Here is an 18,082-nt window from a genome sequence, read left to right on the forward strand (position 1 = left end):
CGCTGACGATTTTCGACGAAGGCCGACCGATGGCCGTGCCTCCGCCCCCCGACGATGCGCTTTCGTATGAAGGGCTGGAGCGCCTTTTTGCTTCCCTGAACCAGGCCTCGGGCATCGTCGCGGCCGTTTCCGGCGGTCCCGACTCGACCGCCCTGATGCACTTGCTCGCCCTCTGGCGCGCGGCCGGCCTCCGGCCCCCCGTTCTCGTCGCCACGATCGACCATGGCCTCCGGCCGGACGCCGTCGAGGAGGCCGCTTTCGTCGCCAGTGAAGCCGGTGCCCTGGGCTTGCCGCACCGGACAATCGCCTGGATGGGAGACAAGCCCGCGACGGGCATCCAGGAGGCCGCCCGCGAGGCGCGCTATCGGCTCCTCGCCGACCATGCCCATGCGGCAGGGGCTTCTCATCTGGTCACGGCCCATACTCTCGACGATCAGGCCGAGACGGTCATGATGCGCCTTGCCCGGGGCTCGGGCCTGTCCGGGCTCGCCGGCATGCGGCGGGAAACGGAGCGTCATGGCCTCGTCCACGTGAGGCCGCTGCTCGGATGGCCGAAGGCGCGCCTCCTCGACCTCTGCCGGAGCCAAGGCTGGCGCTTCGTCGAGGATCCGTCCAATGCCAATGCGCTCTATGCCCGTGTGCGCTGGCGCGGACTCATGCCGCTCCTGGCGGCAGAGGGGCTCGATGCCACGCGGCTGGCCCGCTTCGCCGAACGCGTCGCCCGGGCGGAGGAGGCTCTCGACCTCAAGGCCCAGGAGGCCCTGGAGAGGGCAGGGCTCTCCGGCGAGGGCAGCCCCCTGGCGTTCGACGGCAGCATCCTTGCAAGCGAGCCTTTCGAAATCGCCCTGCGGGTACTGGAGCAGGCCCTTATCGGGGCTGGGCTCGGGCTCGAAAACAGCCGCCTGAACAGGATCGAAGCCGGCGTGGAGCGCCTGAGGGAGGCCCTCGGGGCCGGGGAGCCCCTGAGCTTCACGGTCGCCGGGGCGCTCGTTCGGCTGGACCGCGCGGGCCGGGTCACCATCAGGCCGGAACCGCCGAGGCGGCGAGGCCGTTAGCCAAATCTCTTAGCCAACGTAATCGGATCGCGCCGTATAGGTGCCGCATTCCCTTGGCAAGGCGAGACGGTGTGCCTACATTGAGTTTAACCGCGTGGGGAGACCTCCTCGCGCATCATCTCCCTCTGGGGCAGAACCTGATCCGATGAATTCAAATTTCCGCAACTTCGCTTTGTGGGTCGTCATCTTCCTCCTGGTGCTGGCGCTCGTGACCCTTTTCCAGAGCCCTGGCCAACGGGGCGGCGGCAGCGATATCGCCTATAGCCAGCTCCTCAGCGAGGCCGATGCGGGACGCATCACCAGCGTCGTCATCTCCGGTCCGGAGATCAGCGGCACCTACACGGACGGCCGCACCTTCACGACCTATGCGCCCAGCGACCCGATGCTGGTGACGAAGCTGCAGCAGAAGGGCGTGCAGATCACCGCCCGTCCGCAGTCGGATTCGACCCCCTGGTTCATCGCGGTTCTCATGAACATCCTGCCCATCGCGCTCTTCATCGGCGCCTGGGTGTTCCTGTCGCGCCAGATGCAGAGCGGCGCCGGCCGGGCCATGGGCTTCGGCAAGTCCAAGGCGAAGCTGCTGACGGAGGCCCATGGCCGCGTCACCTTCGACGACGTCGCCGGCATCGACGAGGCCAAGGAAGACCTGCAGGAGGTCGTGGAGTTCCTGCGCGACCCGCAGAAGTTCCAGCGCCTCGGCGGCCGCATCCCGCGCGGCGTGCTGCTTGTCGGCCCCCCCGGCACCGGTAAGACCCTGACCGCCCGCGCGGTCGCCGGCGAGGCCAATGTGCCGTTCTTCACCATCTCGGGCTCGGACTTCGTCGAGATGTTCGTCGGCGTCGGCGCCTCCCGCGTGCGCGACATGTTCGAGCAGGCGAAGAAGAACGCCCCCTGCATCATCTTCATCGACGAGATCGACGCGGTCGGCCGCCATCGCGGCGCCGGCCTCGGCGGCGGCAACGACGAGCGCGAGCAGACCCTCAACCAGCTCCTGGTGGAGATGGACGGCTTTGAGGCCAACGAGGGCGTGATCATCATCGCAGCCACCAACCGTCCGGACGTGCTCGACCCTGCGCTTCTGCGCCCGGGCCGCTTCGACCGCCAGATCGTCGTTCCGAACCCGGACGTGGTCGGCCGCGAGAAGATCCTGCGCGTTCACGTGCGCAAGGTGCCGCTGGCCCCCGACGTGGACCTGAAGATCATCGCCCGCGGCACTCCCGGCTTCTCGGGCGCCGACCTCATGAACCTCGTCAACGAGGCGGCTCTCCTGGCCGCACGCCGGGGCAAGCGCATCGTGACCATGCGCGAGTTCGAGGACGCCAAGGACAAGGTGATGATGGGCGCCGAGCGCCGCACCCTCGTCATGACCGACGACGAGAAGCGCCTGACCGCCTATCATGAGGCCGGCCATGCCATCGTGGCGCTCAACGTCCCGGCCACCGACCCAGTGCACAAGGCCACAATCATCCCGCGCGGCCGCGCGCTCGGCATGGTCATGCAGCTGCCCGAGCGGGACAAGCTGTCCATGTCCTACGAGCAGATGACCTCGCGCCTGGCCATCATGATGGGCGGCCGCATCGCCGAGGAGATGATCTTCGGCAAGGACAAGGTCACTTCGGGCGCCCAGTCCGACATCGAGCAGGCGACCCGCCTCGCCCGCATGATGGTGACCCGCTGGGGCTTCTCGCCCGAGCTCGGCACCGTCGCCTATGGCGAGAACCAGGACGAGGTGTTCCTCGGCATGCAGATGGGCCGCCAGCAGAACGTCTCGGAGGCCACGGCCCAGAAGATCGACTCGGAGGTCCGCCGCCTGGTCGAGGACGGGCTCAACGACGCCCGCCGGATCCTGACCGAGAAGGCACACGACCTCGAGGCCCTGGCTCGCGGACTGCTCGAATACGAGACCCTGACCGGCGAGGAGATCCGCAACCTCCTCGATGGCCAGCCGCCGGTGCGCGACACGGGCGAGGCCATCACCCCCAGCCGCGGCTCCGCCGTGCCGACCGCCGGCCGTGGCCGTCCGCGGGAGAGCGACGGGGGCATGGAGCCCCAGCCGCAGGCCTAACGGTCCGTCAATCTGTCGAATCCAGAACGTCCGCCGCCCGGCGGGCGTTCTTTTTTGTTTACCTCAAAGATCTAATACTCCCTAAGGGCCGGGCCGAAGGCTGTAACAATCGCTTATCACTTGTGATGGCGCGCATTGGCCCTGAAGCCTTGACCGAATTCAGGGAGGTTGCTTTGAAAAAGCCAAAGCGCGGATTAGCGCTACGGAATGCGGAGACAAAGCACGTGCGTAAATACTTCGGGACGGACGGAATTCGGGGCCGCGCCAACGGCATCATCACACCGGATCTGGCCCTCAGGGTCGGACAGGCGGCCGGCCTCATGTTCCAGCAGCGCGGCGATTACCGCCACCGGGTCGTGATCGGCAAGGATACGCGCCTGTCCGGCTACATGATCGAATCGGCCCTCCAGGCCGGTTTCACCTCGGTCGGCATGGACGTGCTCCTGCTCGGCCCGATCCCGACCCCGGCGGTCGCCATGCTGACGCGTTCCATGCGCTGCGACCTGGGCGTCATGATTTCCGCCTCTCACAACCCCTACGAGGACAACGGCATCAAGCTGTTCGGCCCCGACGGGTTCAAGCTGAGCGACGAGATGGAGCTTCAGATTGAAGCCCTGATCGATTCCGACCTGACCCGGCGCCTCGCCGATTCCGCCACCCTCGGCCGCGCCAAGCGCATCGAGAGCGTGCAGGCCCGCTACATCGAGTTCGCCAAGCGCACCCTGCCGCGCCAGATCGACCTGGAGGGCATGCGCGTCGTGATCGATTGCGCCAACGGCGCGGGCTACAAGGTCGCTCCGGAAGCCCTGTGGGAGCTGGGCGCCGAGGTCGTGTCCATCGGCGTCGAGCCCAATGGCTTCAACATCAACCACGATGTCGGCTCCACAGCGCCGGATGCCCTGATCCACAAGGTGCGCGAGCTGCGCGCGGATGTCGGAATCGCTCTCGACGGCGATGCCGACCGTGTGCTGATCGTCGACGAGAAGGGCCACAAGGTCGACGGCGACCAGCTCATGGGCGTCGTCGCCCGCTCCTGGAAGGAGGACGGCCGCCTGGCGCAGGCCGGCATCGTGGCGACGATCATGTCCAATCTCGGCCTGGAACGCTACCTGAACGGCCTGGGCCTCGGCCTCGTGCGCACCGCGGTCGGCGACCGCTACGTGCTCGAGCACATGCGCGCCAACGGCTACAATCTCGGCGGCGAGCAGTCGGGGCACATCATCATGTCCGACTACACCACCACGGGCGACGGCCTCGTGGCGGCCCTCCAGCTCCTGGCGGTGGTCAAGAGCCTCGGCAAGCCCGTCTCGGAAGTCTGTCATTGCTTCGAGCCGCTGCCGCAGGTGCTCAAGAACGTGCGCTACAAGTCCGGCAAGCCCCTACAGGAAGCCTCGGTCATCAAGGCCATCGAGTCCGGTCGCGAGATTCTGGGCAATGCCGGCCGCCTCGTGATCCGCCCCTCCGGCACAGAGCCCGTCATCCGGGTCATGGGCGAGGGCGACAACGCGGACCTCGTCAACAGCGTGGTCGACGACGTGGTGGAGGCCGTCACCCAGGCGGCGTCGAAGGCTGCGGCTTAAGGCACGACACCGTTCCTGGTTCAAAGCAAAAGCCCCGGCGAGATGATCGCCGGGGCTTTTTTCATTGTATGGATCGTCCGGGGCTCGTTACCCAAATCATCACCGGCCCTGTGCGGAGAGAGCCTAAGGCTTCCCGGCAAGGCCGAAAGACCCGGCGTCACTCCGCCGCTTGCGCCGGCGGCACGTCTTTCCTCCGCGACGGGATGTCGTCGCCGTGGGCGACTTGGCCCGTCTCGGCGCGGAGCCTGTCGAGCAGCTCGCTCACATAGGTGGCGGGCTTGGTGAAGCCGCCGAGCAGCAGGTAGATCGACGGGACCACGAGCATCGTCAGCATGGTCGAGACCGTGACGCCGCCGACGATCACCGACCCGATGGCGTTGCGCGCCTCGGCGCCGGCGCCGGTGGACCAGGCGAGCGGGACGGCGCCGCCGATCATGGCGATCGACGTCATCAGGATCGGCCGCAGGCGCAGGACCGACGCCTCGATCACCGCATCCCGCACCGAATATCCGCGCTCGCGCAGCTGGTTCGAGAATTCGACGATCAGGATGCCGTTCTTGGTCATGAGGCCGATGAGCAGGATCATGCCGATCTGGCTGTAGATGTTGAGCGTCTGACCGGTGATGAACAGGGCCAGCAATCCGCCCGTCACCGCGAGCGGCACCGTGAGCATGATAATGAACGGATTGATCCAGCTCTCGAACTGCGCGGCCAGCACCAGGAACACCACCAGGAGCGCCATGGCGAAGGTCAGGTAGATCGCGCCGGTCGAATCCAGGAAGTCCTTGGACTGGCCCGTATAGCCGATGCGCACCTCCGCCGGCAGGTTGTCGCGCACGATCTGCTGGAGGATGTCCAGGCCCTCGCCGATGGAGACGCCCGGCGTCAGCGAGGACTGGATCGTGATCGACCGCAGGCGGTCGAACCGGTTCAGCGCCTGCGGGGCGGCCGATTCCGTCAGGGACACGAAGGAGGAGAGCGGAACGAGCTCGCCGTTGGCGGCGCGCACGAAGGTGTTGGTGAGGTCGTTGGGCGTGGCGCGGTCCTGGGCGCGGGCCCGCATGATCACCGGATATTCGTCGCCGCGGCTGACGAAGGTCGAGACTTCGGTCTCGCCGAACATCAGCTGGAGCGTGTTGCCGATATCCTGAACGGAAACCCCGAGATCGGCGGCGCGCTGGCGGTCGATCTGCACGCGGATGTCGGGCTGCGACTCGCGGTAATTGGAGTCCATGTTGACGAACTTGCCGGTCTCCTGGGCCTTCTGCATGACGATGTCGCGCCAGCCGCGGATCGTCTCGTAATCGGGCCCACCGAGCACGAACTGGATCGGCTGGCCGAAGCCGCCGGCGCCACCGAAGGCGGGCGGGTTGACCACCGAGACGCGCGCGCCGGGGAAGCTCGATACCTTCGGGGTCATCTGGCGCACGATGTCCTGCTGGGATTGCGTCCGCTCCTCCCAGGGCACGAGGCGGACGATCACGATGCCCTCGTTGACCGGGGAGGGGCGGGCGAAGCCCGGGGCCACCTGGCTCAGCATCGAGGCGACGAGGCCCTGCTCCTGCAGGGGCATGAGGGCCCTCTCGACCTCCTTCACCCGGTCGCGGGTATAGTCGAGGCTCGCGCCTTCAGGCGCCTGGAGGCGCACGATGATGGCGCCGCGATCCTCGGTCGGGGCGAATTCCTTCGGCAGGGACTGGAACAGGCCATAGGCCGATAGGGACACCAGGACGCCGACGAAGAGAATGATCACGGGCGCGCGCAGGGCGCGCGACAGCAGCCAGCGATAGCCGCCGTTCATCTTCTCGAAGAGCGGCTCGGTCATGCGCTGGATCCGGCCGTGGGCGGGAACCATGAGCTTGGAGCACATCATCGGGGTGAGCGTGCGCGCCACGACGCCGGAGAAGAAGATCGCGGCCGCGAGCGTGATGCCGAACTCACGGAAGAGCTTGCCGGTATTGCCGGTCATGAAGGCGAGCGGCACGAACACGGCCATGAGCGTCGCCGTGGTGGCGATCACCGCGAAGCCGATTTCGCGCGCGCCGTCGAAGGAGGCGAGCAGCGGCGGCTGGCCCTCCTCGATGCGCCGGTGCACGTTCTCGATCTCCACGATGGCGTCGTCCACCACGATGCCGATGGCGAGAACGATGGCGAGCAGGGTCAGCACGTTGATGGACGCGCCGAAGAAGGCCATGACCATGAAGGCCGCGGTGATCGAGACCGGGATTGCCACCATGGCCACGATGGTGGAGCGCCAGTCGCGCAGGAAGAGCAGGATCACCAGGATCACGAGCGCGACGCCTTCCACGAGCGTGTGCAGCACGCCCTCGATGGAGGCGCGGATGAACTGGCTTTCGTCATAGGCGACTTCCGCCGTGGTGCCGGGCGGCAGGGAGGCCTTGAGCTCCTCCAGCTCCTTGCGCACGCCGTCGACGACCGACAGCGTATTGGCGGTCGATTGGCGCACGACGCCGAGGCCGATGGCGGTCTCGCCGGACTGGTAGAACTCGAAGCGGGTGTCCTCCGGTCCGACCTCGACCTGGGCGACTTCGCCGAGCCGGACCAGATAGCCGTTCTTGCTGGTGACGATCACCTGCTGGAACTGCTCGGGCGTCGCGAGGCGGGAATCGGTCTTGACGGTGAATTCGCGCTGGCTGGACTCGATCCGGCCACCCGGCAGCTCCACGTTCTGGCGCTTGATGGCGGTTTCGAGGTCCTGCACCGTAAGGCCGCGCGCGGCGAGCGCCGGCCGGTCGACCCAGATCCGCATGGCAAAGCGGCGCTCGCCGCTGAGATTCACGTTGGCCACGCCCGGCACGGTGGACAGGCGGTCCACATAGACGCGCTTGAGGAAGTCGCTGAGCTCGAGCGCGTCGAGGCTGGTGGACGTGACGCCCACCCACAGGATGGCCGAGGCGTTCGCATCGACCTTGCGGACGACGGGCGTGTCGGCGCCGTCCGGCAGCCGTCCGGTGACGCGGGAGATGGCGTCGCGCACGTCGGAGGTGGCGGCTTCCGGATCGCGGGAGACCTCGAACTCGATCGAGACCGACGAGCGGTCGTTCTGACTCTGCGACGTGATCTGCCGGATGCCTTCGATCCCCGCGACCGCGCCCTCGATGATCTCCGTCACCCGGCTCTCGATCACCTCGTTCGAGGCCCCCCGATAGACGGTGGAGACCGACACGACCGGGCGGTCGACCTGCGGGTACTCGCGAACCGGCAGGTTTATGAGCGATGCGAGGCCGCCCACGATCAGCAACAGGCTGACCACGACAGCGAAGACAGGGCGGCGGATGAAGAGGTCTGAAACCTGCATGGCTCTGGTCGATTCAGGTGATAGCGAGGAACTTGCAACGAAACTCGACGTAACTCTCCTCCCCACGAGGGGGAGAGAAGCAGGGCGCGTTATTTCCGCTCGGCCGCCTGCGCAGCGCCGATGGCCTGGGGCACGTTCAGTGAGGAGCGGGAGGGCTGCTCCCGGTTGGCCGCCGGGACGGGAGCCGCCGGGGCGGCGGAGCCCACCGGGCGGGCGACGACCTCGGCCCCGGGGCGCACGCGCTGGACGCCCAGGACGACGATGGTCTCGCCGGCCTTGAGCCCGTCGACCACCTCGACCTTGCCGCCCTGGCGCTGGCCGATGGTGATGACGCGGCGCTCCACCTTGCTGTCCTTGATCGGATAGACGATGTGGCGCAGGCCTTCGCTGACGACGGCCTCTTCCGGCACCACGACCGCGTCCTCCTTGTTCGAGACCTCCAGGGCCACCGACAGGAACATGCCGGGCTTCAGGGCCTCGTCGGGATTGTCGAACCCGGCCGTCAGGCGCGCCGTGCGGGTCGTCTGGTCCACCCGGGGATCGATGGTCGACACGCTGCCCTTGAAGGTGCGGCCCTTGTAGGCCGCCGAGGTGGCGTTGACCGTCTGGCCGGGCTTCAGCCGGCCCAGGAGATTCTCCGGCACGGCGAAGTCGAGGCGGACCTTCGACAGGTCGTCGAGGGAGGTGATGCGGGTGCCCGGGGCCACATAGGCGCCGAGGGAGACGGAGCGGGTGCCGACGCGGCCGTCGAAGGGCGCGCGGATGATCAGGTCCTCGAGCCGGGCTTCCGCAGCCTTGCGCTGGGCGCGGGCCGACGCGATGGAGCCTTCAAGCGATTTCATCTGGGCCGTCAGGTCGTCAACCTGCGCTCCGGTTCCGGCGCCGGTGCGGCTGAGCGCCCGGGCGCGGTCGAGCTTGATGGCGACCTCGTTGCGGAGCGCCTCGGCGCGGCCGCCCTCGGCGATGGTCTGCTCGATCTCGGCCCGGCGCTCGGCGGCGTCGAACTGGATCAGCATGTCGCCGGCCTTGACCTTCTGGCCCTCGTTGAAGCCGATTTCGCCGACGATGCCTGCCACCTTGGCGGTCACTGTGATCGATTCATAGGCACGGACCGTGCCGACGGATTCCCGTGTCTCGACGATGCGTCCGGTCTTGACCGTGTCTACGTCCACGGTTGCGGGGCCGGTCGGTCCGCCGCGTCCGCGGCCTCCGGGAGCGGAGGCCTGCTGGCCTGCGGGTTGGCTCACATACGCGCCGATCACGGGCACATTGGCCAGATGGCCGCCCTTGTAGGCGTACCAGCCGCCAAAGCCTGCTGCCCCCAGCACGGCAATGACAGCGAGTTGACCGGACACACGCATGCTCGCTCCTAACTCAGTCGTTCGACCTTATTGGCTTCTTGGTCGTAATTGTCGGAAGTGGTCCTAGCATAATACATGCCAAGCGCTGCGAACATAACGCAGCGAACACGATGTTTTGTATTACGATTTCGTAATCTGAATGTTTTTTAGAGGCGAGGTCAGGAGTTTGGCCAGACTCACAAGGTGCCGCAAGCTTGACAATGTTCACTATTTGTTCTAAGAATCCATTCATATTTTTTGAACGGATTTTTTATGGATTTGTGGACTTTAGAGGAGGATTGGAAGGCAGCCCGTCACGCGCTCTCGCGCGCTCAATTGGAACTTCGGCGCCTGCGCCTGTTCCTCATGCTCAAGCGGTTCAACCCGAGCCAGCCGCGCGTGCCTGCTGGGAATCCCGGCGGCGGGCGTTGGACCGACGGAGGAGGCAGCGAGGGTGCTTCGCGTATCGACTTCGTTTCCAACCGTCCCAGACAAGGTGGCAGCACTCGTGTCATTCGCGGTCGAGCCTACGAGACGACGCCAGCTCAAGAGGTGCGCCTCGACGTGTCGGCTGCCCGTGCGCGGGCTTTGGTGCAGGAGGTCCAACGACATGATCCGAACTGGCGACCGACGCCGAGCATCTACGAGGGAGTCGAGGGGGCCATCCTCGCCAATGAAGCTGCAGCCATGCAGGCTGCGGCTCGCTTGAGGGAATTGCGCAGACCGGAGCCCGTCCGTGGACCAATGGAGGAAATCCTCATGCCCGACGGGCAGCATGTCGGGATGCGGTATAGGAGTACATCCGATCGGACACGTACCGTAACATCTTCGGAGTTCGACAGCTTACTTGAGGCCCTTACGCCGGGCTCGCAGGTTGTTCAGTCTCCCGTGGGATATCGAGGTCTCTGGTATCGGCGGCCAGATGGGTCCATTTTTGGTGTGAGGCGAAGTGAAGAGAATGGCATCACGGTCGATGTTATTCAGAATAATCATCCCATTCTAAGAAGCGGTTACAAAGTGCATCAGCAATGACACAGGAACTCAGGCATAAATATTTCGATCGCTCCATGAGCGAATGGATCAAGATGGTGGCCAACGAATTGCCCATCGATGCAGTGGGGATGTGGCAGATCGTGCCGGATGGCCGGCATGGTTTCGGTCTCGAAGGCGAGGCGTTGACGGACTATGTCCGTCGCTGCATCGCCGAGCTGCTGTCGCGCGGCGCCGTGCCGGTCGTCGGCGGTGGGCTTGAGGGTGAGCACGAATGGATCGCGCAGCCGCAATATGGTTCACGGTCGGACGAGATCATCGAGAATGTTGTGCGCGAATGGCTCGCCAACGGAGCGAAGGACGAGGATCCCGGCGGCCTTTGGTTTGCCCGACGGGAGCGCGCTTGGTTTCCTCCGGCTTGAAGTGAGCATTTCATGCTGTGCGAAATGCAATGAATGAAAGAGGGCTTCCTTTAGGAGACAATCTGGGGCGCGCGGCGGCATGCTCTAAAGTCGGTGCCAAATCGCCTTGACCCGCCTCGTCAGTTCCATCATACCGGTTGGCGGGACACCTCTCCCCACCGAGAGGCGCCCATCTGTAAGGATGGATTACATGACGAACCTGCCCGCCGCGCGTCCGCGCGCGCCTTTCTTTTCGTCCGGCCCCTGCGCGAAGCGCCCCGGATGGTCCTTAGCAAACCTGAAAACCGACAGCCTCGGCCGTTCGCATCGCGCGAAGCTCGGCAAGGCGCGGCTGAAGCTCGCCATCGACCTCACCCGCGAGGTGCTGGACGTGCCGGCCGATTACCGCATCGGCATCGTGCCCGCCTCCGATACCGGCGCCGTCGAGATGGTGCTGTGGTCGATGCTCGGGGCCCGTCCGGTCGACATGCTGGCCTGGGAAAGCTTCGGCGAGGGCTGGGTCACGGACGTGGTCAAGCAGCTCAAGCTGTCCGACGCCCGCGTCGTCAATGCACCCTACGGCGAGCTTCCCGACCTCTCCCAGGTCGACACGAAGAACCGCGACGTGGTCTTCACCTGGAACGGCACCACCTCGGGCGTACGCGTGCCGAACGCCGACTGGATCGCGGCCGACCGCGAGGGCCTGACCATCTGCGATGCCACCTCGGCGGCCTTCGCGCAGAAGCTCGACTTTTCGAAACTCGACGTGGTCACCTTCTCCTGGCAGAAGGTTCTGGGCGGCGAAGCGGCCCACGGCATGCTCATCCTCTCGCCCCGCGCGGTGGAGCGGCTCGAGACCTACAAGCCCGCCTGGCCCCTGCCGAAGATCTTCCGCATGACCAAGGGCGGCAAGCTTATCGAGGGCATCTTCGAGGGCGAGACCATCAACACGCCGTCCATGCTCGCGGTCGAGGATTACATCGACGCGCTCGAATGGGCGAAGTCCATGGGCGGGTTAGAAAAGCTCGTCGCCAAGGCCGACGCCAATGCGAAGGTCATCCTCGACTGGGTCGCGAAGACACCCTGGATCGCCAACCTCGCCAAGGTTCCGGAAACCGCTTCCAACACTAGCGTGTGCCTCGTGATCGCCGACCCAGAGGTGGTGGCACAAGGTCCCGAGACAGTCGCGCAGGTCGCCAAGGGCATCACGGCGGCGCTCGAGAAGGAGGGCGTGGCCCTCGACATCGGCGCCTACCGCGACGCGCCTCCAGGCCTCCGCATCTGGTGCGGCGCGACGGTCGAGCAATCCGATCTCGAAGCCCTGACGCCCTGGCTCGACTGGGCCTTCGCGCAGGAAAAGGCGAAGCTCGCGAAAGCGGCTTGAGGTTCTTCACCCTCCCCTTGAGGGGGAGGGTCGACGCCCGTAAGGGCGGCGGGGTGGGGTGGCAGCGCCGCCCGTCATCGTCGCCTTCGGACAAAACGCATAGCTAATCAAACCGACTGCGCCGTTCACCCCATCCGGCTCTTCGAGCCGACCCTCCCCCTCAAGGGGAGGGTAGAAGGGGCGGCACATCTGAGGTGCACCATGCCCGCTCCCCGCGTTCTCATTTCCGACGCTCTCTCCCCCGCCGCCGTGCAGATCTTCAAGGACCGCGGCATCGAGGTCGATTTCCAGCCCGACCTCGGCAAGGACAAGGAAAAACTGGCCGCCATCATCGGCGATTACAACGGCCTCGCCATCCGGTCCGCCACCAAGGTGACGGCGAAGATCCTCGAACAGGCGAAGAACCTGAAGGTGATCGGCCGCGCCGGCATCGGTGTCGACAATGTCGAGATCCCCGCCGCCACGGCGAAGGGCATCATCGTCATGAACACGCCCTTCGGCAATTCCATCACCACGGCCGAGCACGCGATCGCCATGATGTTCGCCCTCGCGCGCCAGATCCCGCAGGCGGATGCGTCGACGCAGGCCGGCAAGTGGGAGAAGAACCGCTTCATGGGCGTGGAACTGACCGCCAAGGTGCTCGGCGTGATCGGCTGCGGCAATATCGGCTCCATCGTGGCCGACCGCGCCATCGGGTTGCGCATGAAGGTGATCGCCTACGATCCGTTCCTGTCGCCGGAGCGCGCGGTCGAACTCGGTGTCGAGAAGGTGGAGCTGGACGACCTGCTTCGCCGCGCCGACATCATCACCCTGCACGTGCCGATGACCGAGAAGACGAAGAACGTGCTCTCGGCCGAGAACATCGCCAAGACCAAGAAAGGCGTGCGTATCGTCAACTGCGCCCGCGGCGGCCTCGTGGACGAGGTCGCGCTGCGCGCGGCGCTCGATTCCGGCCATGTGGCGGGCGCGGCCTTCGACGTGTTCGTCGAGGAGCCGGCAACCTCCAATCCGCTCTTCGGCCATCCGAACGTGGTCTGCACGCCGCATCTCGGCGCGGCCACGACGGAAGCGCAGGAGAACGTGGCCCTGCAGGTCGCCGAGCAGATGTCGGATTACCTGCTGCAGGGCGCGATTCAGAACGCCGTGAACTTCCCGTCCATCACGGCCGAGGAAGCGCCGCGCCTGAAGCCGTTCGTCGCGCTCGCCGACAAGCTCGGCTCCTTCCTGGGCCAGCTCACGGAAGCGCCGATCAAGGGCATCCGCATCGAATACGAGGGCGCGGTCGCGGAGATGAACACCCGCGCGCTCACCTCGGCGGCGGTGACCGGGGTGCTGCGTCCCTTCCTGCAGGACATCAACATGGTGTCGGCGCCCGTGGTCGCGCGCGAGCGCGGCATCACGGTCGAGGAGGTCAAGCGCGAGAGCGCGGCCCGTGACTACGAGAGCTTCATCCGCATCATCGTCGACGCGGAGGATATGGCGCGCCATGCGGGCGGCACCGTGTTCCAGGACGGCAAGCCGCGCGTGACCGAAATCCGCGACATCATGGTCGATGCCGAGTTCGCGCCGAACATGATCTACGTGCGCAACGACGACAAGCCTGGCTTCATCGGCAGCTTCGGCACCCTGCTCGGAGAATCCGGCGTGAACGTCGCGACCTTCGCGCTCGGCCGCGACAAGCCGGGCGGCGATGCCATCTGCTTCGTGTCGGTGGACGAGCCCGTGTCGGACGAGCTCCTGCGCCGGATCGAAGCGATCCCGCAGGTCAAGCGCGCCCGCGCGGTACGGTTCTAACCACAGGGATTAAGGGACGCATCATGGCACCGATTCCGTCGCAACGCTTCGTCCTGACGCTCGCCTGTGCGAACCGTCCCGGCATCGTGGCGGCCGTGGCAGGTCACCTGTCCGATGCGGGCCTCAACATCCTCGACGCGCAGCAATACGACGACACGCAGACGGACCGCTTCTTCATGCGTGTCGTGTTCAACCCGGTGACGGGAGAGAGCGACATCGAGGCGCTGAGAAGCGGCTTCGCGCCGCTCGCCGAGCGCTTCGGCATGACGTGGACGATGAGCGACCAGAACCGGAAGCAGCGCGTCATGCTGCTGGTCTCGAAGTTCGACCATTGCCTCGCGGACCTGCTCTATCGCTGGCGCATCGGCGAGCTCGACTTCGAGCCCGTCGGCGTCATCGCCAATCATCCGGCGGAAACCTACAGCCATGTGGATCTGGGCGACGTGCCGTTCCACTGCCTTCCCGTCACGAAGGACACCAAGCTCGAACAGGAGGCGCAGGTCTGGGAGATCATCCGCAACTCCAAGGCCGACCTCGTGGTGCTCGCGCGCTACATGCAGGTGTTGTCGGACGGGCTCGCGGCGAAGCTCGCGGGCCGCTGCATCAACATCCACCACTCGTTCCTTCCCAGCTTCAAGGGTGCCAAGCCCTATCACCAGGCCCATGCCCGCGGCGTGAAGCTGATCGGCGCGACCGCCCACTACGTGACGTCCGATCTCGACGAAGGCCCGATCATCGCGCAGGACGTGGAGCCGATCACGCATCGCGACTCGGCGGAGGATCTCGTGCGCAAGGGCCGCGACATCGAACGCCGCGTGCTGGCGCGCGCCGTGCGCTATCACCTGGAGGACCGCATTCTCCTCAACGGCCGCAAGACCGTGGTGTTCGCGGATTAGTAAGACGTGACCGTCCTTTCGGGGCGCCGGAGGCGAACCCGGAACCTATAACAATGACAGTGGAGCGTACTTACCGCCGCCGCTCGGAGAGCCAGATGCCGCCGAGCACCAGGGCCAGTCCGATCGCGTGGTAGATGGCGAAGGGTTCGCCGAGCAGCACCACGGCGAGCAGGGCGCCGAACACCGGCACCAGGTTGACGAAGAGCCCGGCCCGGGTCGGGCCTATCAGCTCGACGCCGCGGATGAAGAAGATCTGCGACAGCAGCGAGGGCAGGAGCGCGACATAGAGCAGGATGAGCCAGCCCTTCGGCGTGGGAAACTGCGCGGTGCCTTGGAGCATCTCCACGCCGACCAGGGGCAGGGAGCTGACGAAGGCCACGAGGGCCATGGCGGCGAAGAACACGAGGCCCGGCATTGCCGGACGGTAGCGTAGGCCCAGCGTGTAGACGGAATAGAACACGCAGGCGATCAGCATCCACACGTCGCCGATATTGATCGCCAGCGTCTTCAGGATCTCCCAATCGGCTTTGACGGACACCGTGATCACGCCGATCAAGGTCACGATCATGCCGATGATCTGCAGCGGGATCGCCCGGGCGCGGAAGACGACGATCATGCCCAGCAGCACGAAGACGGGGATCGAGCCCTGGAAGATGGTGAGATTGACCGCGCTGGTGTGGTGGGCGGCGGCGTAGAAGAGCGCGTTGAAGGCGGTGAAGCCCGACACGCCCATCATGAGCGTGAAAAGCCACCGCTCCCTGAACTTCGCCCGCTCGGCCACGAGCTGCCGTCCCACGAGCGGCATCAAGATCGCCACCACGACCACCCAGCGCAGGCAGGTCAGCACCATAGGCGAGACCTCGCCGATGGCGAGCCGGCCGGCGATGCCGTTGCCCGCCCACATGAGCGTGGTCAGGACCAGAAGCAGATAGGCCTGCCCCCAGAGCCCTTGCCGCAGCGATTGCAGAACCTTCATCGGAGGATGGACCTTATTGCGCTTGCGGCCGTGTGCCGTTCGGCTAAACCGGCACGAAAGAAAGCGGGTGACACGCATGGCCTTAAGGTTTCTGGTGATCGAGGGCAATACGCGAGGCGCAAGGCAGGCCCACAGGGAGGCCTATGGACTTATGCCGTCTGAATCGTATGCGGCGGTGATTCAGACGATCGAAGGAGAGGCCGTCTGCGACATCGCTTTTCCGGCTGACCCGGGGGCGAACCTGCCGGATGCGGCCGGGCTCGAGTCCTATGACGGCATCGTGCTGACCGGGTCACATCTCAACATCTACGACCGCACCCCTGATATCCTGAGCCAGATCGACCTGATGCGGGCGGTCTATGCGTCCCGCACCCCGTCCTTCGGCTCCTGCTGGGGCCTGCAGGTGGCGGCCGTCGCGGCGGACGGGGACGTGCGGCCCAATCCGCTCGGGCGCGAGGTGGGCCTCGCCCGCAGGATCACGGCCACCGAGGCAGGCCGGGAGCATCCCCTGATCGAGGGACGGCCCGCAGCCTATGACGCGCCGGCCATCCACCTCGACATGGTGACGGCCCTGCCGGGCGACTGCACGGTGCTCGCCGGCAATGCCGTCTCGCCCGTCCAGGCCGCCGAAATCCGCCAGGACGGGGGCGTGTTCTGGGGCGTGCAATATCACCCCGAATTCTCCTTGAGCGAACTCGCCGTCATCCTGGGCCGCCGGACCGAGATCCTGGTGAGGGAAGGCTTCTGCCGGACCGCCGAGGATGCCGTGGCCTATGCGCAGGACCTGAGCACCCTCGACAAGGATCCCGCCCGCTTCGATCTTGCCTGGCGGCACGGCATCGACGCAGAAGTCCTCGACCCCCAGCGACGCACCCGGGAGATCCGCAACTTCATCGAGCACCGGGTCAAGACGGCGAAGAGTGCGCGGGGACGGGCCTGAGGCGCGCAGACGCCGCGCTCGCGTAGTGCATCCTGACGTTGCTGGCGCCGACATGACGGAACCTTAACTTGAGCTTCGGCCCGGTCGGCACGATCATGGCGTTCTCGTGCCCGGAGCTGAATCCCCTATGAGCAAATCCCTTTTGTTGCGCCTGCACCGGTGGGTGGCTTTGATGTTCGCCCTGCCATTGCTGGCCGTCATCGTGACCGGCCTGATCCTCTCCTTCGAACCCATCGTGGTGCAGAGCGCCATCAAGCCTGGCTCCGTTTCGGTGCAGACCGTCGAAGGGCTGCTCCAGCGCTACGACCCCCAGGGCACGGCGCGCGCGCTCTTTTTGCGCCCGAACGAGAACACGCTGACGATCAACGCCGTGCAGCCCGGCGGAACCGTGACGGTCGATCTCGGGACGGGGGAGCCTGCAGACCCGTCGACACGATCGCTCTCCGACCTGTTCGGCGCGGCGCGTCAGATCCATGAGCACCTGCTCCTGCGGGCCGGATGGCTGGTGACCGCCTCGACGGTGGCCATGCTGGCGCTCATCGGGCTCGGGATATTCATGGGCTGGCCGAGGCTGCGCAACACCCTGTCGGGCTGGCACAAAGGCATGGCCTGGTTCTTGCTGCCGCTGGTGATCCTCAGTCCCCTGACCGGTCTGCTTCTCGCCTTCGGCATCTCCCTGGCGCCCGCTCCGGCGCCTGCCGGCGTCTCCGGGCCGCCTCTGCCCCTGCGGGAGGCCGTGCGCGTGCTCGCGGTCGAACACGACCTGTCGTCTCTGGGCTGGATCCGGCCTCTCGGCCGCAATCTCGCGGCCCGCATGGCCGAAGACGGGGAGATGAGAACCTATGCCCTCAGCCGCGAAGGAGCCGTTCCCATGGCCCGCAGCTGGCCGCGTCTCATCCACGAGGGCAATTGGGGCGGTTTCGCCCTTGCGATCCTGAACCTCGTCACGTCGGTGGCGCTCCTGGGCCTCCTGGTCACCGGCAGCTGGATCTGGCTGCGCCGCCAGCTGCGCCGCCTTTCCAGTCGGCAACGTTTCGCAAGAGTGACGTGACAGCCACTGCTTTCCGTCTCTCGCCCGGGAGGGGGGATGACATCCTCCACATCACGGCCCGGGCGGCGCCTTCCGCGTCATGGCCGTTCTCCGGACTTGATCCCGAGATCAGTCCCAGCAATCTTCGCCATCTGTACCAACACCCTCTGACCTCATCCTGAGGAGGCGCGCAGCGCCGTCTCGAAGGACCGTCCAGAGTGCACAGGAGGCGCCCTCGTCCTTCGAGACGCTCCGCTCCTCAGCGACTGTGTTTTTCGTCAAGCGTTTTGCCACGGGGTCTGATCGCGTAGG

12 protein-coding genes are annotated in these 18,082 nt (G+C 66.0%); 9 read left to right on the forward strand and 3 right to left on the reverse strand.

Annotation, left to right across the window (positions count from 1 at the left end):
* Positions 1–8 precede the first annotated feature (8 nt).
* The 3 genes from tilS (at position 9) to glmM (ending at position 4,700) form a co-directional block, all read left to right on the forward strand.
* Positions 9–1,055, forward strand: a complete 1,047-nt coding sequence (tilS, locus tag OC446_RS09050) for a tRNA lysidine(34) synthetase TilS (protein ID WP_410055045.1) — start codon at positions 9–11, stop codon at positions 1,053–1,055.
* 145 nt (positions 1,056–1,200) lie between these two features.
* Complete coding sequence (gene ftsH / locus OC446_RS09055; RefSeq protein WP_262028698.1) at positions 1,201–3,120, forward strand: ATP-dependent zinc metalloprotease FtsH; 1,920 nt, start codon at positions 1,201–1,203, stop codon at positions 3,118–3,120.
* 224 nt (positions 3,121–3,344) lie between these two features.
* Positions 3,345–4,700, forward strand: coding sequence for a phosphoglucosamine mutase (gene glmM / locus OC446_RS09060; RefSeq protein ID WP_262028699.1), 1,356 nt, complete (start codon positions 3,345–3,347; stop codon positions 4,698–4,700).
* Positions 4,701–4,857: 157 nt separating this feature from the next.
* On the opposite strand, the gene OC446_RS09065 is transcribed toward glmM, so the two are convergent.
* A complete protein-coding gene (locus OC446_RS09065) occupies positions 4,858–8,019 on the reverse strand; it encodes an efflux RND transporter permease subunit (protein WP_262028700.1) in 3,162 nt (1,053 codons plus the stop codon).
* 89 nt (positions 8,020–8,108) lie between these two features.
* A complete protein-coding gene (locus OC446_RS09070) occupies positions 8,109–9,380 on the reverse strand; it encodes an efflux RND transporter periplasmic adaptor subunit (RefSeq protein ID WP_262028701.1) in 1,272 nt (423 codons plus the stop codon).
* Between the two features lie 1,046 nt (positions 9,381–10,426).
* On the opposite strand from OC446_RS09070, the gene OC446_RS09075 reads away from it, so the two are divergent.
* From OC446_RS09075 to purU, 4 genes are all read left to right on the forward strand, one after another.
* Positions 10,427–10,771: a hypothetical protein gene (locus OC446_RS09075; RefSeq protein ID WP_262028702.1), complete on the forward strand. Its 345-nt coding sequence runs from the start codon at positions 10,427–10,429 to the stop codon at positions 10,769–10,771.
* Between the two features lie 190 nt (positions 10,772–10,961).
* Complete coding sequence (locus OC446_RS09080; protein ID WP_262028703.1) at positions 10,962–12,134, forward strand: phosphoserine transaminase; 1,173 nt, start codon at positions 10,962–10,964, stop codon at positions 12,132–12,134.
* A 201-nt stretch (positions 12,135–12,335) separates the two neighbouring features.
* Positions 12,336–13,928: a phosphoglycerate dehydrogenase gene (gene serA, locus OC446_RS09085; protein WP_262028704.1), complete on the forward strand. Its 1,593-nt coding sequence runs from the start codon at positions 12,336–12,338 to the stop codon at positions 13,926–13,928.
* 32 nt (positions 13,929–13,960) lie between these two features.
* The gene (gene purU / locus OC446_RS09090; protein ID WP_262028715.1) at positions 13,961–14,824 is read left to right on the forward strand and encodes a formyltetrahydrofolate deformylase; all 864 of its coding nucleotides are present in this window, start codon (positions 13,961–13,963) and stop codon (positions 14,822–14,824) included.
* A 70-nt stretch (positions 14,825–14,894) separates the two neighbouring features.
* Here purU and OC446_RS09095 read toward each other — a convergent pair whose 3' ends face one another.
* On the reverse strand, positions 14,895–15,800 hold the full coding sequence (locus OC446_RS09095) for a DMT family transporter (RefSeq protein ID WP_262028705.1): 906 nt from the start codon (positions 15,798–15,800) through the stop codon (positions 14,895–14,897).
* A gap of 151 nt (positions 15,801–15,951) precedes the next feature.
* Here OC446_RS09095 and OC446_RS09100 point away from each other — a divergent pair, with 151 nt between their 5' ends.
* Both OC446_RS09100 and OC446_RS09105 read left to right on the forward strand, forming a co-directional pair.
* Entirely contained in the window at positions 15,952–16,740 is a 789-nt protein-coding gene (locus OC446_RS09100) for a type 1 glutamine amidotransferase (protein WP_315986490.1), read from the forward strand.
* A gap of 127 nt (positions 16,741–16,867) precedes the next feature.
* Positions 16,868–17,791, forward strand: a complete 924-nt coding sequence (locus OC446_RS09105; protein ID WP_262028707.1) for a PepSY-associated TM helix domain-containing protein — start codon at positions 16,868–16,870, stop codon at positions 17,789–17,791.
* Positions 17,792–18,082 lie beyond the last annotated feature (291 nt).

This window comes from Microvirga sp. Mcv34, assembly GCF_024519725.1.
Taxonomy (GTDB): domain Bacteria; phylum Pseudomonadota; class Alphaproteobacteria; order Rhizobiales; family Beijerinckiaceae; genus Microvirga.